Annotated in this window: 19 protein-coding genes; 9 read left to right on the top strand and 10 right to left on the bottom strand. The window is 72.7% G+C overall.

Features of this window, described 5'->3' with window-relative positions:
* Positions 1–74: 74 nt before the first annotated feature.
* Positions 75–1907, bottom strand: a complete 1833-nt coding sequence (gene sucB, locus J2X26_RS09595) for a 2-oxoglutarate dehydrogenase, E2 component, dihydrolipoamide succinyltransferase (protein WP_307491756.1) — start codon at positions 1905–1907, stop codon at positions 75–77.
* 30 nt (positions 1908–1937) lie between these two features.
* The gene (lpdA, locus tag J2X26_RS09600) at positions 1938–3323 is read right to left on the bottom strand and encodes a dihydrolipoyl dehydrogenase (protein WP_307491758.1); all 1386 of its coding nucleotides are present in this window, start codon (positions 3321–3323) and stop codon (positions 1938–1940) included.
* A 201-nt stretch (positions 3324–3524) separates the two neighbouring features.
* Here lpdA and J2X26_RS09605 point away from each other — a divergent pair, with 201 nt between their 5' ends.
* Entirely contained in the window at positions 3525–3863 is a 339-nt protein-coding gene (locus tag J2X26_RS09605; protein ID WP_307491760.1) for an oxidoreductase, read from the top strand.
* A 5-nt stretch (positions 3864–3868) separates the two neighbouring features.
* Here the strand turns inward: J2X26_RS09605 and J2X26_RS09610 are convergent, their stop codons facing one another.
* Positions 3869–5353 carry a leucyl aminopeptidase gene (locus J2X26_RS09610; protein ID WP_307491762.1) on the bottom strand — a complete coding sequence of 495 codons (1485 nt, stop codon included), beginning with the start codon at positions 5351–5353 and terminating at the stop codon, positions 3869–3871.
* A gap of 62 nt (positions 5354–5415) precedes the next feature.
* Here J2X26_RS09610 and J2X26_RS09615 point away from each other — a divergent pair, with 62 nt between their 5' ends.
* From J2X26_RS09615 to J2X26_RS09630, 4 genes are read left to right on the top strand one after another with little or no spacing between them, the layout of a single operon-like run.
* A complete protein-coding gene (locus J2X26_RS09615) occupies positions 5416–5775 on the top strand; it encodes a hypothetical protein (protein ID WP_307491764.1) in 360 nt (119 codons plus the stop codon).
* Positions 5772–6209 carry a hypothetical protein gene (locus J2X26_RS09620; RefSeq protein ID WP_307491766.1) on the top strand — a complete coding sequence of 146 codons (438 nt, stop codon included), beginning with the start codon at positions 5772–5774 and terminating at the stop codon, positions 6207–6209. The genes J2X26_RS09615 and J2X26_RS09620 overlap by 4 nt, the downstream gene beginning before the upstream one ends.
* 5 nt (positions 6210–6214) lie before the next feature.
* Complete coding sequence (locus J2X26_RS09625) at positions 6215–7279, top strand: quinone-dependent dihydroorotate dehydrogenase (RefSeq protein ID WP_307491768.1); 1065 nt, start codon at positions 6215–6217, stop codon at positions 7277–7279.
* A complete protein-coding gene (locus J2X26_RS09630; protein ID WP_307492244.1) occupies positions 7279–7491 on the top strand; it encodes a hypothetical protein in 213 nt (70 codons plus the stop codon). Before J2X26_RS09625 ends, J2X26_RS09630 begins: the two co-directional genes overlap by 1 nt.
* A 2-nt stretch (positions 7492–7493) precedes the next feature.
* Here J2X26_RS09630 and J2X26_RS09635 read toward each other — a convergent pair whose 3' ends face one another.
* Complete coding sequence (locus J2X26_RS09635) at positions 7494–8954, bottom strand: PLP-dependent aminotransferase family protein (protein ID WP_307491770.1); 1461 nt, start codon at positions 8952–8954, stop codon at positions 7494–7496.
* 63 nt (positions 8955–9017) lie between these two features.
* Here J2X26_RS09635 and J2X26_RS09640 point away from each other — a divergent pair, with 63 nt between their 5' ends.
* Together J2X26_RS09640 and J2X26_RS09645 are read left to right on the top strand one after the other, a co-directional pair.
* Positions 9018–9170: a hypothetical protein gene (locus J2X26_RS09640; protein ID WP_307491772.1), complete on the top strand. Its 153-nt coding sequence runs from the start codon at positions 9018–9020 to the stop codon at positions 9168–9170.
* A 32-nt stretch (positions 9171–9202) separates the two neighbouring features.
* Positions 9203–9835, top strand: coding sequence for a YczE/YyaS/YitT family protein (locus J2X26_RS09645; RefSeq protein ID WP_439897832.1), 633 nt, complete (start codon positions 9203–9205; stop codon positions 9833–9835).
* 39 nt (positions 9836–9874) lie between these two features.
* Here the strand turns inward: J2X26_RS09645 and J2X26_RS09650 are convergent, their stop codons facing one another.
* Positions 9875–10885, bottom strand: a complete 1011-nt coding sequence (locus J2X26_RS09650; protein ID WP_307491774.1) for an aldo/keto reductase family protein — start codon at positions 10883–10885, stop codon at positions 9875–9877.
* 21 nt (positions 10886–10906) lie between these two features.
* Complete coding sequence (locus tag J2X26_RS09655) at positions 10907–11488, bottom strand: DUF3043 domain-containing protein (protein ID WP_307491776.1); 582 nt, start codon at positions 11486–11488, stop codon at positions 10907–10909.
* A 32-nt stretch (positions 11489–11520) separates the two neighbouring features.
* Between J2X26_RS09655 and J2X26_RS09660 the strand changes: the two genes are divergently transcribed.
* Positions 11521–12903, top strand: coding sequence for a dipeptidase (locus J2X26_RS09660; RefSeq protein ID WP_307491777.1), 1383 nt, complete (start codon positions 11521–11523; stop codon positions 12901–12903).
* 22 nt (positions 12904–12925) lie between these two features.
* Here the strand turns inward: J2X26_RS09660 and J2X26_RS09665 are convergent, their stop codons facing one another.
* The 4 genes from J2X26_RS09665 to nadA are packed head-to-tail and all read right to left on the bottom strand — an operon-like array spanning position 12926 to position 15597.
* Positions 12926–13468 carry an acyl-CoA thioesterase gene (locus tag J2X26_RS09665; protein ID WP_307491779.1) on the bottom strand — a complete coding sequence of 181 codons (543 nt, stop codon included), beginning with the start codon at positions 13466–13468 and terminating at the stop codon, positions 12926–12928.
* A 10-nt stretch (positions 13469–13478) separates the two neighbouring features.
* Positions 13479–13808, bottom strand: a complete 330-nt coding sequence (locus tag J2X26_RS09670) for an antibiotic biosynthesis monooxygenase family protein (RefSeq protein WP_307491780.1) — start codon at positions 13806–13808, stop codon at positions 13479–13481.
* Positions 13805–14404, bottom strand: coding sequence for a DJ-1/PfpI family protein (locus tag J2X26_RS09675; RefSeq protein WP_307491782.1), 600 nt, complete (start codon positions 14402–14404; stop codon positions 13805–13807). Before J2X26_RS09675 ends, J2X26_RS09670 begins: the two co-directional genes overlap by 4 nt.
* Positions 14405–14406: 2 nt before the next feature.
* Positions 14407–15597, bottom strand: coding sequence for a quinolinate synthase NadA (gene nadA, locus J2X26_RS09680; protein ID WP_307491785.1), 1191 nt, complete (start codon positions 15595–15597; stop codon positions 14407–14409).
* Between the two features lie 50 nt (positions 15598–15647).
* Between nadA and J2X26_RS09685 the strand changes: the two genes are divergently transcribed.
* Entirely contained in the window at positions 15648–16829 is a 1182-nt protein-coding gene (locus tag J2X26_RS09685; protein ID WP_307491786.1) for a glycerate kinase family protein, read from the top strand.
* Positions 16830–16841: the final 12 nt, after the last annotated feature.

Below are 16841 nucleotides of genomic sequence, written 5' to 3' on the forward strand. Positions count from 1 at the left end.
CCCAGGCACCGTCACACGACGGCCCGGTCCCCTCGCGGGGTACCGGGCCGTCGTGGTGGGTCAGGTGCCGCGGATCAGAGACCGACCTCGGACTCGAACGCGCCCTCCTCGATGCGGTTCTTGACCGCGGAGAGGTAGCGGGACGCGTCGGCGCCGTCGACCAGGCGGTGGTCGTACGACAGCGAGAGGTAGCACATCGACCGGATCGCGATGACCTCGGCGCCGTCGGCGTCATGGATGACGACGGGACGCTTGACGATCGCGCCCGTGCCCAGGATCGCGGACGTGCCGCCGGGGACGATCGGGGTGTCGATGATCGCGCCGCCGGAGCCCGTGTTGGTCACCGTGAAGGTGGCACCGCTGAGCTCGTCCGGCGTGACCTTGTTCTGGCGGGTGCGGCCTGCCAGGTCGACGATCTTGCGCGAGATGCCGGCGAGGTTCAGGTCGCCCGCGTCGCGGATGACCGGGACGAGGAGGCCCTTCTCGGTGTCGACCGCGATGCCGACGTTCTCCTGTGCGTGGTACGTGATCTGGTTGCCCTCAAGCACACCGTTGATCTTCGGGAACGCCTTGAGCGCCTCGACGGCGGCCAGCACGAAGAACGGCAGGAACGTGAGGTTGACGCCCTCGCGCGCCTTGAAGTCCTCCTTGGCCTTTGCGCGGAGCCGCGCGACCCGGGTCACGTCGACCTCGACGACGGTGGTCAGCTGCGCCTGCGAGTGCAGGGCGTCGACCATGCGCTCGGCGATGATCTGGCGCAGCCGGCTGGCCTTCTCCGTGGTGCCCCGCAGCGGCGAGACCGCCGGCACGGCGGCTGCAGGCTTGGCGGGTGCGGCAGGCGCCGCAGCAGCCGGCTGGGCCTTGGCGGCCTCCGCGGCAGCCTTCTCCGCCTCGGCCTTGGCCGCGGCGTCGAGGACGTCCTCCTTGCGGATCCGGCCTCCCACACCGGTGCCGACCAGCGATGCCACGTCGACGCCCTTGTCGGCCGCGAGCTTGCGGACGAGCGGGGTCAGGTAGGTGCCCGACACGGACGGCGCCGCCGCGGGGGCTGCGGCCGGAGCGGGCGTGGCGGGAACCGGCGCAGGCGTCGGTGTCGCCGGGACGGGCGCGGGAGCGGCCGGGGCCTCCTTCTCGGCGGCAGGCTCAGGCTCAGGCTCAGGCTCAGGCTCGGGGGCCTTCTCCGGCGCCTTCTCCTCGGCCGGGGCGGACTGCTGCGGCGCGGCCGGCGCAGAGCCGGAGCCGATGACGGCGAGCACCGCACCGACCTCGACGGTCTCGTCCTCCTGGACCAGGATCTGCTGCAGCGTGCCGGCGATCGGCGACGGGATCTCCGTGTCGACCTTGTCGGTCGAGATCTCGAGCAGCGGCTCGTCCACGGCGACCTCGTCACCGACGGCCTTGAGCCAGCGCGTGACGGTGCCCTCGGTGACGGACTCGCCCAGCGCGGGAAGGGTTACGTTCTCGCCGGTCCCGCCACCCTGCTCGGCGGCAGCGGGTGCAGCGGCAGGCTCCTCGTGCTCCTCGACGGGCTGCTCCGCGGGAGCGGCCTCGGCGGCGGGCTCCTCGGCGGGAGCCTCCTCGGCCGGTGCCTCCTCGGCCGGTGCCTCCTCGGCGGCGGCCGCGGGAGCCGCCTCCTCGGCGGGGGCGGCGTCCTGCGAGGACGAACCCTCCCCGGAACCGATGACGGCGAGGGTGGCGCCGACCTCGACGGTCTCGTCCTCCTGCACCAGGATCTGCTCGAGCACGCCGGCGAACGGCGACGGGATCTCGGTGTCGACCTTGTCGGTCGAGATCTCGAGCAGCGGCTCGTCGACCTCCACCGTGTCGCCCACGTTCTTCAGCCAGCGGGTGACGGTCCCCTCGGTGACGGACTCACCGAGTGCGGGCAGCTGCACGTTGTCGGACATGACCGCTCGTGTCTCCTTCGAATCGTGAGGTCAGTTGTGGGCGTGCAGCGGCTTGCCGGCGAGCGCGAGGTGCGCCTCCCCGAGGGCCTCGTTCTGCGTGGGGTGGGCGTGCACGAGGGAGGCGACGTCCTCGGGGTAGGCCTCCCAGTTCACGATGAGCTGACCCTCGCCGATGAGCTCGCCGACGCGCGCGCCGATCATGTGGACGCCGATGACCGGTCCGTCCTTCTGGCGCACGAGCTTGACGAATCCCTGCGTGCCGAGGATCTGGCTCTTGCCGTTGCCGCCCAGGTTGTACTCGAGCGTCTCGACGCCGTCGGCCCCGTGGACCTCCTTGGCGCGCGCCTCCGTGAGACCGACCGAGGCGACCTCGGGGTCGGAGTAGGTCACGCGCGGGATGCCCGACTCGACGATGCCGGCGGGCTTGAGCCCGGCGATCTCCTCGGCGACGAAGATGCCCTGCGCGAACCCGCGGTGCGCGAGCTGCAGGCCGGGGACGATGTCGCCGACGGCGTAGATGTTGCCGACACCGGTGTGCAGGCGCTCGTCGGTGATGACGAACCCGCGGTCCAGCGTGATGCCCTGCTCCTCGTAGCCGACGCCGGAGGTGCGGGGGCCGCGGCCCACGGCGACGAGCAGGAGGTCGGCGTCGAACGTCTTGCCGTCCTCCAGCGAGACGTGCACGCCGTTGTCGTCCTGGGTCACGCCGGCGAACCGGACGCCCAGGTTGAAGTTGATGCCGCGCTTGCGGAACTGGCGCTCGAAGGCCTTGGAGAGGGACTCGTCCTCGTTGGCGATGAGGTGGGGGAGCGCCTCGATGATCGTGACGTCCGCGCCGAAGGACTTCCAGACGCTGGCGAACTCCGACCCGATGACGCCGCCGCCGAGCACGATGACCGACTTCGGCACCCAGTCGAGCTGGAGGGCCTGGTCGGAGGTGATGACCCGGCCGCCGATCTCCAGACCGGGCAGGGAGCGCGCGTAGGAGCCGGTGCCGAGCACGATGTACTCACCGGTGACCCGCTCGCCGTTGACCTCGACGGTGTCCTTGGCGACGAGCTTGCCGTAGCCCTCGAACACGGTGATCTTGCGGGACTTGATCAGCCCCTGCAGGCCCTTGTAGAGGCGACCGATGACGGTGGCCTTGTACTCGTTCACACCGTTCATGTCGATGTGGTCGAGGCTCGTGTGGACGCCGAAGTGGGCGCCGTCGCGGGCGTTGTCCGCCAGCTCGGCGGCGTGCAGCAGCGCCTTGGTGGGCACGCAGCCCACGTGGAGGCAGGTGCCGCCCACCTTGTCGGCCTCGATGAGGGCGACGGTCTTGCCCAGCTGTGCGGCGCGCAGTGCGGCTGCGTAGCCGCCGCTGCCTCCGCCCAGGACGACGATGTCGAAAGCGGTGCCGTTCGTGTCGGCCACGTGCAGACTCCTCATACGCAGACTTGGTGGTCTCGAGCTCGCCGACCATCCTGTCATCCCCGCAGGCCCTGAACGACCCGGACGGCGGACGCGCCCATGTGACACTCAGAACAGTCGTCCCATGACTGCTGTTCCGTCTCGTGCGTCACGTCCGCAGTCCGCCCCGCAGATCGACAGGTTCGCAGGCTACCCTCGTGCGCCATGGGCCTGTTCTCACGCCGCAAGCCGGCCGCCACCGACGCGCCGACGGACCGCGACGCGCGCGAGGCGACGCTCGCCCACCTGAAGGACTTCGTCGCCACCCGCGTCGGCGTCGAGGCGTACGTCGAGCCGCAGACCAACTCCACGCCGACGACGATGATGCTCGTCGCCACGGACGGTGAGTGGACCCGGCGCCGGGTGCCGGACCCGAAGACGGCCTGGGAGCTGGCCCGCGACATGGGCATCCCCGTGTACGACGTGCAGCGGACCGGCTACCCCCAGCGCGTCCGGGACTGGAACTCGCGGCAGCGGCTCGCGCGCAAGCGCAAGCACGCCTAGGCGTCCTAGGCCTTCGGCGCCCGACCCTCGAGCAGGGCCAGCAGCGTCCGCACGCCGACACCGGTGCCGCCCACGGGCGTGTAGCCGTGCGCGGTCCGCTCGTTGTAGGCGGGCCCGGCGATGTCGAGGTGGGCCCAGGGCGTCTGCCCGACGAACTCCTGCAGGAAGATCCCCGCGGTGAGCATGCCGCCGAACCGGTCGCCGATGTTCGCGATGTCCGCGACCTTCGACTTGAGCGAGGCGCGCAGGTCCGCGGGCAGCGGCATCGGCCAGAACTGCTCGCCGCTGACCTCGGCGGCGGCGACCACCTCGCCGCGCACGTCGTCGGTGCCCATCACGGCGGACACGCGGTGCCCGAGCGCGACGAGCTGGGCGCCGGTGAGGGTGGCGATGTCGAGGACGACGTCGGGCTTCTCCTCGATGGCGGCGACCAGGCCGTCGGCCATCACCAGCCGGCCCTCGGCGTCGGTGTTCAGCACCTCGACGGTCTTCCCGCCCCGGATGGTCAGCACGTCGGACGGACGCTGAGCCGTCCCGGACGGCATGTTCTCCGCCAGGCACAGCCAGCCGGTGACGGCGACGGGCAGCTCGAGGCGCGCGGCGGCGACGACGGTGTGCAGCACGGCCGCGGCACCGGCCATGTCGGACTTCATGGCCTCCATGCCGGCGGCGGGCTTGATCGAGATGCCGCCCGAGTCGAACGTGATCCCCTTGCCGACGAGCGCGACCTTGACCTTCGGACGCGACGGCGAGTACGACACCTTGACCAGCCGGGGACCGCGCACGGAGCCCTGCCCGACGCCGATCAGGCCGCCGTAGCCGCCGGCGGCGAGCGCCTTGTCGTCCAGCACGGTGATCTTCAGGCCCTTGGCGCCCGACTCCTTGACGGCGGCCTTCGCCGCCTCGGCGAATGCGGCGGGGTACAGGTCGTTCGGCGCGGCGTTGACCAGGTCGCGTGTGCCGTGCACCGCGGCGGCGACGACCTCGGCGCGGGCGACCGCGGCCAGCGTCGCGCGGTCCCGGGGGTGCGCGGTGACGACCTGGATCGTGCCGACGGGCGCATGCTTGGCGGCCTCGGAAGCGCGGTAGCGCGTGTAGGAGTACGCGCCGAACAGGGCGCCCTCCGCGACGGCGGCCACCGACTCGGCGTCGTCGGCCGGGAGCGCGAGACCGACGCTCGCGGTGCCGGCGAGCTCGCGCGTCGCAGCGCCCGCGGCACGGCGGAGTGTCTCGGGGGTGATCTTGTCCGCGGGCCCGACGCCCGTGAGCACCAGCACCGTGGCGGTCAGCCCCGTGCCGGGAAGCCGGCGGACCTCGTCGGGGGCCCCGGTGATCCCGAGCGCAGCTGCAGAGGCCAGCTGGGCGCGCAGGTCCTTGGGGAGGCGCTCCAGGCCGAGGACGGCTGGTGCACCGTCCTGCTGGGCGACCGCGACCACGAGGGCGTCGACGGCGAGGCGGGCAGGGTCGTGGGAGGTCAGCGAGACGGTCACGCGTCGATGATAGGCACGGACGTGCACGGGCTCGATGTCTGTCGCCGGTACGGTGGGGCATCGTGATCGTCCCCCTCGCGCTGCTCGTCGGCGCCCTGTGCCTGGCCCTGGGTGCGTGGGCAGCCTGGTTCGTCGTCCGGGACCGCGCCGTGGTGCTGCGCCAGCTGTGGGGTGCCGCCGTCATCGAGGGTGTGCTCGTCCTGCAGGCCGCGATCGCCGGCATCCTCGCCGCGACCGGCTCGCCCGACGTCGACGGCGTCCTGCTCTGGGGCTACGTCCTCACGCAGGCGCTGATCCTGCCGATCGCAGCCGCGTGGGCGTTCGCCGAGCGCACCCGCTGGAGCTCGGTGGTGCTGCTCGTCGCGACGCTGACCGTGGCCTTCCTCGAGTTCCGACTGCTCCAGATCTGGGGGACCGTGTGACCGACCGACCGACGGCGAGGCAGCGACCGACGGGGAGCGGCCCGGGCCGCCTCCTCGTGGCGGTGTACGGGATCCTTGCGCTCGCCGCGACGGCCCGCGGGATCTACCAGGTGGCCACCAAGCTCGACGAGGCGCCGATCGCCTACCTGCTCTCGCTCGGCGCGGGCCTCGTGTACGTCGTCGCGACGATCGCGCTGGCCACCGACCGGCGGACGCTCGCGTGGTGGGCGGTGTCGATCGAGATGCTCGGCGTGCTGACCGTCGGGCTGCTGTCGCTGGTGGACGTGGGGGACTTCCCCGACGAGACGGTGTGGTCGGCGTTCGGGCAGGGTTACGGCTACGTCCCGCTGGTGCTGCCGTTCCTCGGCCTGGTGTGGCTGTGGCGCACGGGGCGGACGCCCGACGTGCCGCCCGCGTCGGACGACCTAGGGTGAAGAACGTGTACCGACTGCTGTTCGACCTCGTCTTCCGCCGCATGGATCCGGAGCGCGCGCACGAGGTCGCGTTCCGGCTGATCCGGGTGGTGGCGCAGGTCCCGCTCCTGCGTGGCGCGGTCCACCGGGTCTTCCGGGCCTCCGACGAGGGCGCCGTGCAGGTCTGGGGGCGACGGTTCCCCTCGCGGTTCGGGCTGGCGGCCGGATTCGACAAGAACGCGGTCGGCGTCGCCGGCCTGACGATGCTCGGCTTCGGTTTCGTCGAGGTGGGCACGGTCACCGCGCACGCGCAGCCGGGCAACGAGCCGCCACGCCTGTGGCGCGTGCTCGAGCAGCGGGCGCTGCGCAACCGGATGGGCTTCAACAACGAGGGCTCGGCGGCGGTGGCGGCCCGGCTGCGGCGCCTGCGCGCGACCCCGGCGGGCCGACGGCTCGTGGTCGGGGTGAACATCGGCAAGACCAAGGTCACCCCGGCGGAGCAGGCACCGGCGGACTACGCGACGAGCGCTGGCCGGCTCGCGCCGTACGCCGACTACCTGGTGGTGAACGTGTCGTCCCCGAACACCCCGGGTCTGCGCGACCTGCAGTCGGTCGAGGCGTTGCGCCCGATCCTGGAGGCCACCCGCGTGGCGGCCGACGAGGCGACCACGTCAGCCGGGCTGGCTCCCGTGCCGCTGCTGGTCAAGATCGCCCCCGACCTGTCCGACGACGACGTCGACGCGGTGGCCGAGCTCGCCGCCGAGCTGGGGCTCGACGGGATCGTCGCGGTCAACACGACCATCGGCCACGACCTCGGACCCGGCGGGCTGTCCGGCCCGCCCGTGCTCGCCCGTGGTCTCGACGTGGTGGCGCGACTGCGCAACCAGCTGGGTCCGGACGCGGTCATCGTCGGGGTCGGCGGCATCACGACCGCCGCCGACGCCCGCGAGTACGTGGCCGTCGGCGCGACCCTCGTGCAGGGCTACACCGGCCTGATCTACGAGGGTCCGGCGTATGCGTCGCGGATCGCCCGCGCCCTCGCGGCCGACGAGGCGTTGCGTGGTCCGGCTCGGCGGAAGGCGGTCGCGTGATGGTGGTGCGGCCGCAGTGGGAGTGGCGCTTCGACGGCGCGGACGGGTCCGCGCTCGACCGTCCGGTCAGCCCGGTGTTCACGACGCAGTACGACGCCGAGCAGTGGCTCGGCGAGCACTGGCGCACGCTGGCTGCGCAGGGTGTGCACGCGGTGGGTCTGCTCCACGAGGGTGCCCAGGCGACGCCGACCCTCACGCTGCCGCTGATCTGACCTCAGACCAGCGCGTGCAGCCGGTCGGGTCCGGTGACCGGTGCGGTGATCCCCAGGCCTGCCCACGCCGAGGCCAGCCCGGCGACGGCTCGGCGCAGGTCGTCGGGTGAGGTGGTGAACGGCAGTCGCAGGTTCTGCTCGAAGCTGCCGTCCACCCCGAACGCCGTGCCGGGGACCACGCGGACGCCGTGCCGGGTGGAGATCGCGGCGAGCGCGCTGGACACGGGTGCGCCCAGATCCGCCCAGAGCGAGAGCCCGCCTGCCGGCACGTCGAAACGCCAGGAGGGAAGCTGGTCGAGCAGCAGGCCGACCAGCAGGTCGCGCCGGGCGCGCAGCTCGGCCCGTCGGCGGTCCAGGAGGTCGGTGGGTTGCGCGAGCAGCTCGGCCACGACCAGCTGCTCCAGCACCGCTGTCCCGTGGTCGGTATGGGCACGCATGGTGGCGAGCCGGAACACCAGGTCCGGGTGCGCGCGGACCCAGCCGACCCGCAACCCACCCCAGTAGCTCTTGGACGCCGAGCCGATCGAGATGACGTGGGCCGACGCCGTGCCGTCGTCTGCGTACGAGCGGGGAGCCGGGCCGTCCATGGTCAGCTCGGTCAGGACCTCGTCGCCGACGATCGCCGTGCGATACCGCCGGGCCAGGGCACGCACCTGGGCGCGCTCCTCGTCGTCGAGGCTGGTCCCGGTGGGGTTGTGGTGGTCGGGGATCAGGTAGACCAGCCGGGGCGACACCTGCCGCAGGGTCGACTCGAGCAGGTCGATGTCCAGACCGGAACCGCCTGACGGGACCGGCACCGGGCGGGCACCGGCGCTCCGCACCACGTCGATCGCGAGCGGGTAGGTGGGGTGCTCGACCACCACGCGGTCTCCGGGTCCGGCGTGCGCCGTGACCAGGAGGTGGATCGCCTGCTGCGCGCCCGTCGTGATGAGGATCTGGTCCGGGCTCGTGGGGGTGCCGCGCCCGGTGTACCAGCGGGCGACGGCCTCGCGCAGCACCGGCAGGCCGAGCGGCGAGTAACCCGTTCCGGAGAGGTGCCGGGGGAGCGCGTCGAGCGCGGCGAGGTAGGCGCCGTGCAGGGACGAGGGTGCCGAGGGAGCGGCCATCGCGAGGTCGACGACGCCCGGCTCGTGACCGACGGACTCCGCCATCGAGACGCGTGCGCCCGGTCCGGACGGAAGGGTGGTGACCGTGCCCGAGCCGCGCCGGCTCACGAGGTAGCCCTCGTCGCGCAGCAGCCCGTAGGTGGCGGTGGTGGTCGTGCGGGACACGCCGGCGGCGTCGGCGAGCTCGCGCTCGCTCGGCAGGCGGGTGCTCAGGGGGACGGAGCCGGAGAGGATCGCGGCGCGCAGTGCGTCGGCGAGCGCGACGTAAGCCGGCCCAGGCCGCTGCCACGCGCCCAGGACGGTGTCCAGCCGCAGGCCGCTGATCCGGCGGTCCGCGGGGAGTTCTTCGATCGTCATGGGGCCACTATGCCAGAAGTGGCTATTCCAAGCGATGCCACATACGGGCCAGAGTGGCTGTCCATGGAGATGTGGTTGTGGATGGGGATGGCGGCAGTCCTGCTCGCGGGGCTGGTCGTGACGCTGTGGCGCGCGGTCCGGCAGGACGGGCTGGGGCACCGGCCTCCGCCGGCGTCGCGGCACGACTGGTCCGAGCACTCCGAGCTGCTCACGTGAGGGCCGGCGACGAGCGCACGTATGCTCGCGCGGTGCTGCCCTGGATGCGTCCCGACGCGCGCCCCGTCCGCCGGGGCGTGCAGCTGCTGGTCGGGCTCGTCCTGTACGCGGCGTCGATCGCGATGCTCGTGGACGCCGGCCTGGGCAGCATGCCGTGGGACGTCCTGACGCAGGGGATCTCGCGGCACACGGGCCTGTCCTTCGGCGTCGTCACCCTGCTGACCGGTGTGCTCGTCCTGGCGTGCTGGATCCCGCTGCGGCAGCGCCCCGGCGTCGGGACCGTCGCGAACGTCATCGTGATCAGCGCGCTCGTCGACCCGTTCCTCGCGTTGCTCGACGGGCTGCCCGACCCGATCGGCGTGCGCATCGCGCTGGCGGCCTCCGGCATCGTGCTCAACGGACTGGCGACCGGCCTGTACGTCGGTGCCCGCCTCGGGCCGGGGCCGCGCGACGGGCTCATGACCGGGCTCGTCCGCCGGACCGGGCGCTCCGTGCGGCTGGTCCGCACCACCATCGAGGTGACGGTGGTGTCCGTCGGCTGGCTGCTGGGCGGAACGGTCGGCTTCGCGACGCTCGCCTACGCGCTGGCCATCGGCCCGCTCGTGCACCTGTTCCTGGCGCGTCTGACGGTCCCGGTCGCGACGGAGGAGCTCGTCACGGTGTGAGAGAGAGACCCGGCCCCATCGCTGGGGCCGGGTCGTCGCTCAGCGGGCCGGGGGCGCGTTCTTCGCGGTCTCGGCCGGGTCGGAGACCACGGAGTCACCCAGGACGGCGTCGATCCGTGCCAGCAGCTCGGCCGGGATCGTCACGCCCGACGCCTTGACGTTCTCGGTCACCTGCTCGGGTCGCGACGCGCCGATGATCGCGGCCGCGACGTTCTGGTTCTGCAGCACCCACGCCACTGCCAGCTGGGCCAGCGACATTCCGAGCTCGTCAGCGACGGGAGTGAGGTCCTGCACCCGCTGCAGCACGTCCGGCTGCTCGAGGAAGCGCCCGATGAACCGGGCGCCACCCTTCTCGTCGGTCGCGCGCGACCCGGCGGGCGGCGCCTGGCCCGGCTTGTACTTGCCGGTCAGCACGCCCTGCGCCACCGGCGACCAGACGATCTGGGACACCCCGAGCTCCGCGGACGTGGGGACGACCTCGCCCTCGATGACCCGCCAGAGGGCCGAGTACTGCGGCTGGTTCGAGATCAGCTGGAAACCGAGGTCCGTGGCGAGGGCGTGCCCTGCGCGGATCTGGTCCGCGGTCCACTCGCTCACGCCGATGTAGAGCGCCTTGCCCGAGCGCACGACGTCGCCGAACGCCTGCATCGTCTCCTCGAGCGGGGTCGACTCGTCGTAGCGGTGCGCCTGGTACAGGTCGACGTAGTCCGTCTGGAGGCGCTGCAGCGAGCCGTCGATCGACTCGAGGATGTGCTTGCGCGACAGCCCGGAGTCGTTCGCGCCGCCGGGGCCGGTGGGCCAGTAGACCTTGGTGAAGATCTCGAGCGACTGCCGTCGCTCGCCCTTCAGGGCCTCGCCGAGGACGGTCTCGGCCTTCGTGTTCGCGTAGACGTCGGCTGTGTCGAAGCTCGTGATGCCCGCGTCGAGCGCGGCGCGCACGCAGGCCTTCGCGGTGTCGTTCTCGACCTGCGAGCCGTGCGTGAGCCAGTTGCCGTAGGTGATCTCGGTGATCTTCAGGCCGGAACGGCCCAGGTAGCGGTAGGAAACCATGCCCGCCACCCTACGGCGGCGTCAGACGGGTCGCTGCCCGTGCTTGACCTGCGCCTTGGGCATGCGCGACGGGCGGATCTGGAACGCCCGCAGGACGCCGTACATGGCCGCGCCGCGCGGGATGTGCTCGATCCCGAACTTGGCGACGAGGCGCTTCTTCAGGCCCCGCCACATGAGCCACGCGTCGATGACGGCCGCGATGATGTAGACGTACAGCGCCAGGATGGCGAAGACGGCGAACCCGGTCTTGGCCAGCGCGAACTGGATGACCAGGAACACCGCGGCCACCGGCAGGAAGAACTCCCCGAGGTTCCAGCGGGCGTCGACCGAGTCGCGGATGAACCGGCGCACAGGTCCGCGGTCCTTGGCCGGCATGTTGCGCTCGTCGCCGGTCTGCATGGCCCGGTACTCGATGTCCCGCTGCGCCTTCGCCCGCTCGCGGCTGGCCTTCTTGGAGGCGGGTGCCACGAGGGGGCGCTTGTTCGCCGCCTCGGAGACCTTGCGCTTCGGCGTCGGGCGGCCCTTGCCCGCGTCCGTGGGCGGCGGCGTGCTCTCCGTCAGTGCGGGAGTCACGGGCTGGGGGTCGTTGCTGCGTCCGAACACCCCGTCAGGGTAGTCGAGTAGCGTGCTTGTCCGTGACCGACGCCGCCCTCTTCTCGTCCAAACTCCCGACCGACCGGACGGACGCGCTGCGTGCGCGGACCGCCGCCGCGTTCGGCGCGCTGCGCGCCGACCTGGAGGCCCTCGTCCGCATCCCGAGCGTGTCCAACGCCGAGTTCGACCAGGCGCACGTGACCGCGAGCGCGGACGCCGTCGTGGCGTTGCTGCGCGGCGCCGGCCTCGACGACGTGCAGGTCCTGTCCGTGCCGTCGGGTGCTCCCGCGGTCGTCGGTCGCCGCCCGGCGCCGGAGGGTGCGCCGACGGTGCTGCTGTACGCGCACCACGACGTCCAGCCGCCCGGGGACGACGCCGACTGGGACAGCCCGCCCTTCGAGCCGACCGAGCGTGGTGGACGCCTCTACGGCCGCGGCGCCGCGGACGACAAGGCCGGGGTGATCGCGCACGTGGGAGCCCTGCGGGTGCTGGGCGACGAGCTGGGCGTGGGCGTCACGGTGTTCATCGAGGGCGAGGAGGAGATCGGCTCGCCGACGTTCACCGCGTTCCTGCACGCCTACCAGGACCTGCTCCGCGCGGACGTCATCGTCGTCGCCGACTCCTCCAACTGGGCGATCGGGGTCCCGGGTCTGACCACGTCCCTGCGCGGCCTCGTGGACTGCGTGGTCGAGGTGGCCGTGCTGGAGCACGCCGTGCACTCGGGCATGTTCGGCGGCGCGGTCCTCGACGCGCCCACCCTGCTGGCACGCCTGATCACCACGCTCCACGACGACGAGGGCAACGTCGCCGTCGCCGGCCTCGTGCACGCGCCGGACCCGACGGTCGACTACGACGAGGACACGTTCCGCGCCGACGCGAGCGTGCTCGACGGGGTCCGCCTGGCGGGCACCGGACCGATCACCGCCCGGCTGTGGACCCGCCCCGCGATCGGTGTCATCGGCTTCGACGCCCCCCGCGTGGCGAGCGCGTCGAACACCATCACCCCGCGTGCGTCGGCGAAGCTCTCTGTCCGTCTCGCACCGGGCCAGGACCCGGACGCCGCGATGGACGCGCTGCGGTCGCACCTGGTCGCGAAGGCGCCCTTCGGCGCTCGCGTCACCGTGACGGACGGCGAGAAGGGCAAGCCGTTCCAGGCGCCGACCGACTCGACGGCGATGCAGGCGGCGCGATGGGCGTTCGGGCAGTCCTGGGGCACCGACCCGGTGGACATCGGTGTCGGGGGCTCGATCCCGTTCATCGCCGACCTGCTGGAGGTCTACCCGGACGCCGCGATCCTGGTCACCGGCGTGGAGGACCCCGACGGCCGCGCGCACGGCGCCAACGAGTCGGTGCACCTGGGAGAGCTGGAGAAGGTCGTGCTCGCCGAGGCGCTCCTGCTGGAGCGGCTGGCGTCGGGCAGCTGAGGCGCCCATCCAGCCAGGGCTCTCAGGACGCGGGCTGCTCCCGGTGGGCCACGCCGACGGCCTCGGCCCACGCCTGCACGTCGGCGGGAAGCTCGGGCGAGGGGCCGGCGTGCGTGCCCAGCAGGTCGATGACGTCGGGCGCGGGCACGCGCGAACCGTCCCGGCTGAGGAACCGGCCGGCGATCACCCCGCGGGCGACATGCTGGCCGCCGCGCGTGAAGGTCTGCTCGAGGTAGGCGCAGCGCGGGTCCCAGCCGAGCAGCCGCGTGGTGATCTCGAACCGCTGGCCGAGCGTGAGCGAGCGGCGGTACGAGATGGTCGACGAGGCGACGACGGGGTACCAGCCGCGCTCGTTCAGGAGGCCGAACGCTCCGAGGTCCGCGAGGAAGTTGCTCCGCGCGACGTCCATCATCTGCAGGTACACGCCGTTGTTCACGTGGCGGTAGAAGTCCAGGTCACCGAGGCGCACCCGCAGCTGCGTGACCGACGGGTCGAGCACGCCCCGGCCGGGAACGGCACGGCGGGGACGGGTGGTGGCCAGCGCGAGCTGGATCATCCGGGTCATTCCGGCGATGTTACTCGCGAGTAGGTTCGACCGGAACCGGGACGAAGTGCTCGACCACCGGGAACGGGTCGTAGAAGTGGTGCAGGAGCTCACGCCACCGCAGGTACTCCGGCGACCCGCGGAAGCCCACCTCGTGCGCCTCGACCGAGTCCCACCCGATCAGCAGCAGGTACGTCCCGGGCTGCTCGACCCCGCGCGAGACGCGGATCCCACGGAAGCCCGGGATGCTCGACACGAGCGGCACCGCCTGCGCCATCGCCGCCTCGAACGCGTCCTGCTCGCCGGGACGCACCGGCAGGAGCGCGTGCTCGAGCACGGGGGCGTCGAGCAGCCCGGTCACACGGGCGGTTCGGGGTCGTACTGGATGCCGCGACGCACGGCGCGCGCGGCGTCGACCGACTCCAGCCGGGCGACCAGGTGCAGGGCCATGTCGATCCCCGCGGAGACCCCGGCCGAGGTGACGATGTCGCCGTCGTCGACGAACCGGGCCTCGGTGTCGGCGAGCACGCTCGGGTCGATCACCGCGAGCTCGTCGAACGCCTGCCAGTGCGTGGTCGCCGGGCGCCCGGAGAGCAGCCCTGCTGCCGCGTACACGAGCGCGCCCGTGCAGACGCTCGTCATCAGCGGCGTCGACGCTCGCATCCCACGCACCCACTCCAGGTGGGCCGGGTCGCGCAGGAGCGCGCGGGTGCCGAAGCCGCCGGGGTAGACCAGGACGTGCAACGGGCCGACCTCGTCGGCGCTCAGGTCGGGAACGAGACGCAGCCCCTTGGCGCAGCGGACGCCGCTGCCGTCGAGCGAGAACGTCACGACCTCGGGCCGCAGCTCCGAGTTCCGCGACCAGTACGCGAGCACCTCGTACGGGCCGACGACGTCGAGCTCCTCGGCGTCGTCGAACACGAAGATGCCGACACGCAGATGGTGGCCGGTCGACACGGTCAGTACCCCGGCAGGGCGAGCATCTGGTCGAGCGCGACGCGGGCCCAGTGGGCGTCGTCGGCGTCCACGACGATCCGGTTGACCGGCCGGCCCGCCACCAGGGACTCCATCGCCCACACCAGGTGCGGCAGGTCGATGCGGTTCATCGTCGAGCAGAAGCACACGGTCGAGTCGAGGTAGTGGATGTTCTTGTCCGGGTGCGCGGCCGCGAGCCGGCGCACCAGGTTGAGCTCGGTGCCCACGGCCCAGGAGCTGCCCGGCGCGGCGGCGTCGAGCGCCTTGACGATGTACTCCGTCGAGCCCACCAGGTCGGCCGCGAGGACCACCTCGTGCTGGCACTCCGGGTGCACGATGACGGTCACGTCGGGGACCGCGGCACGGATGTCCGTGACGTTCCGGACGGAGAAACGGCCGTGCACGGAGCAGTGCCCACGCCACAGGATCATCCGGGCGTCCCGCAGCTGCTCGGTGGTCAGACCGCCGCCGGGCTTGCGCGGGTCGAACACGACGCAGTCGTCGAGCGACAGACCCAGCTGCTGGACGGCGGTGTTGCGCCCGAGGTGCTGGTCCGGCATGAAGAGGACCTTGCCGGTGCCGTCGAGGCCGCCCACCTTGTCGAAGGCCCACCGCAGCGCCACGTGCGCGTTGGACGACGTGCAGATGGTGCCGCCGTGCCGGCCAGTGAACGCCTTGATCGACGCCGCGGAGTTCATGTACGTCACGGGCACGGTCGACTCCGCGACGCCCGCATCGGCCAGCACGTCCCAGGCGTCCTCGACCTGGTCGATCGCCGCCATGTCCGCCATGGAGCACCCGGCCGCGAGGTCCGGCAGGATCACCTGCTGGTGGTCGGACGTGAGGATGTCGGCGGACTCGGCCATGAAGTGCACGCCGCAGAACAGGATGAACTCGGCCTCGGGCCGCGCGGCCGCCTCGCGCGCGAGCTTGAAGGAGTCACCGGTGACGTCGGCGAACTCGATGACCTCGTCGCGCTGGTAGTGGTGACCCAGCACGAACGCGCGAGAGCCGAGGGCAGCGCGCGCGGCGCGGGCTCGCTCGACGAGGTCCGGGTCGCTCGGCGCGGGGAGGTCGCCGACGCACTCGACGCCGCGCTCGGAGGCCAGGTCGACACCGCGGCCCAGCAGCAGGAGGGCCGACGGAGCCGGCTCGGAGAAGGTGCTCACACTCACGCGGCGATCCTCGCACAGCTCTCGGTGGCAGACCGTGCCACGATGCGGCCGTGCGCGTGCTCATCGCCCCCGACAGCTTCGGCTCGAGCCTGACGGCCGCCGAGGCTGCCGAGACCATCGCCGGAGCGTGGCGGACGACGGCTCCGCACGACGAGGTGACCGTGCGGCCGCTCTCCGACGGCGGCCCCGGGTTCGTCGCCACGCTGCAGTCGGCGCTCGGCGGTGAGCTCGTCCCGGTGACCGTCGCGTCGCCGGTCGGCACGCCCGTCCCTGCGGTCGTCCTGCTCGTGGGCAGGACCGCGTACGTCGAGTCGGCGCAGGCCGTCGGCCTCCCGCTGGTCCCGGACGACCAGCGCGACCCCACCCGCACCTCGAGCCGCGGGGTGGGGGAGCTGCTCGCCGCCGCCCTCGACGCAGGAGCGCGACGGATCGTCGTCGGGCTCGGCGGCTCCGCGACGAACGACGCCGGTGCGGGGGCCCTGGTCGGGCTGGCCCGCGCTCTCGGGATGCCGGTACCGGCGGACGTCCTCGGCGCGGGCGGCGGGACGCTCGGTCGGGTGACCCCCGACGACCTCGCCGGGCTGCGGGAGCTGCGCGACCGGCTGCGCGGCGTGGAGCTCGTCGTCGCCACCGACGTCGACGTCCCGCTGCTGGGTCTGCACGGCGCGAGTGCCGGGTTCGCCGCGCAGAAGGGCGCGACGCCCGAGCAGGCGCAGGACCTCGAGCGGGCGCTCGGTCACTTCGCGCACGCCGCCACGGCGGCCCTCGGCGATGCGGTCCGCCCGGACCTGCTCGCCGGCGCGCGCCCCGCGTCGACGGCGTCCCGGCTGACGGCCGCGCCCGGCGCCGGTGCGGCGGGCGGGCTGGGTTTCGGGCTGGCGCTGCTCGGCGCCCGGCTGGTGCCCGGCTCGGTCTTCGTGGCGGACGCCGTGGGCCTGGGCGACCTGATCGCCGACCACGACGTCGTCATCACGGGCGAGGGCCGGTTCGACTGGCAGTCCCTGCACGGGAAGGTCGTGTCCGAGGTCGCGTCGCGCGCGCTCCCGCACGCGGTCCCGACCGTCGTCGTCGCGGGGGAGGTGCTGGTCGGTCGTCGCGAGCTGTCCGCTGCGGGGATCACGGCCGCCTACGCGGTCGGCGAGAACCCCGAGCAGGTGGCCGCCGCGCTCGCCGCCCCCGCACAGACGCTCGCCGCACGCACCGCCCGGGTAGCGAGAACCTGGTCACGTTGAGCGGAAGTCGGC

Source organism: Cellulomonas humilata (genome assembly GCF_030814415.1).
In the GTDB taxonomy this organism is placed as follows: domain Bacteria; phylum Actinomycetota; class Actinomycetes; order Actinomycetales; family Cellulomonadaceae; genus Cellulomonas; species Cellulomonas humilata_A.

Excerpts from the sequence above, each read along its gene's own strand:
- sucB (WP_307491756.1), bottom strand. The coding sequence starts at position 1,907 with ATGTCCGACAACGTGCAGCTGCCCGCACTCGGTGAGTCCGTCACCGAG.
- J2X26_RS09605 (WP_307491760.1), top strand. The coding sequence starts at position 3,525 with ATGGGCCTGTTCTCACGCCGCAAGCCGGCCGCCACCGACGCGCCGACG.
- J2X26_RS09630 (WP_307492244.1), top strand. The coding sequence starts at position 7,279 with ATGGTGGTGCGGCCGCAGTGGGAGTGGCGCTTCGACGGCGCGGACGGG.
- J2X26_RS09635 (WP_307491770.1), bottom strand. The coding sequence starts at position 8,954 with ATGACGATCGAAGAACTCCCCGCGGACCGCCGGATCAGCGGCCTGCGG.
- J2X26_RS09640 (WP_307491772.1), top strand. The coding sequence starts at position 9,018 with ATGGAGATGTGGTTGTGGATGGGGATGGCGGCAGTCCTGCTCGCGGGG.
- J2X26_RS09650 (WP_307491774.1), bottom strand. The coding sequence starts at position 10,885 with ATGGTTTCCTACCGCTACCTGGGCCGTTCCGGCCTGAAGATCACCGAG.
- J2X26_RS09665 (WP_307491779.1), bottom strand. The coding sequence starts at position 13,468 with ATGACCCGGATGATCCAGCTCGCGCTGGCCACCACCCGTCCCCGCCGT.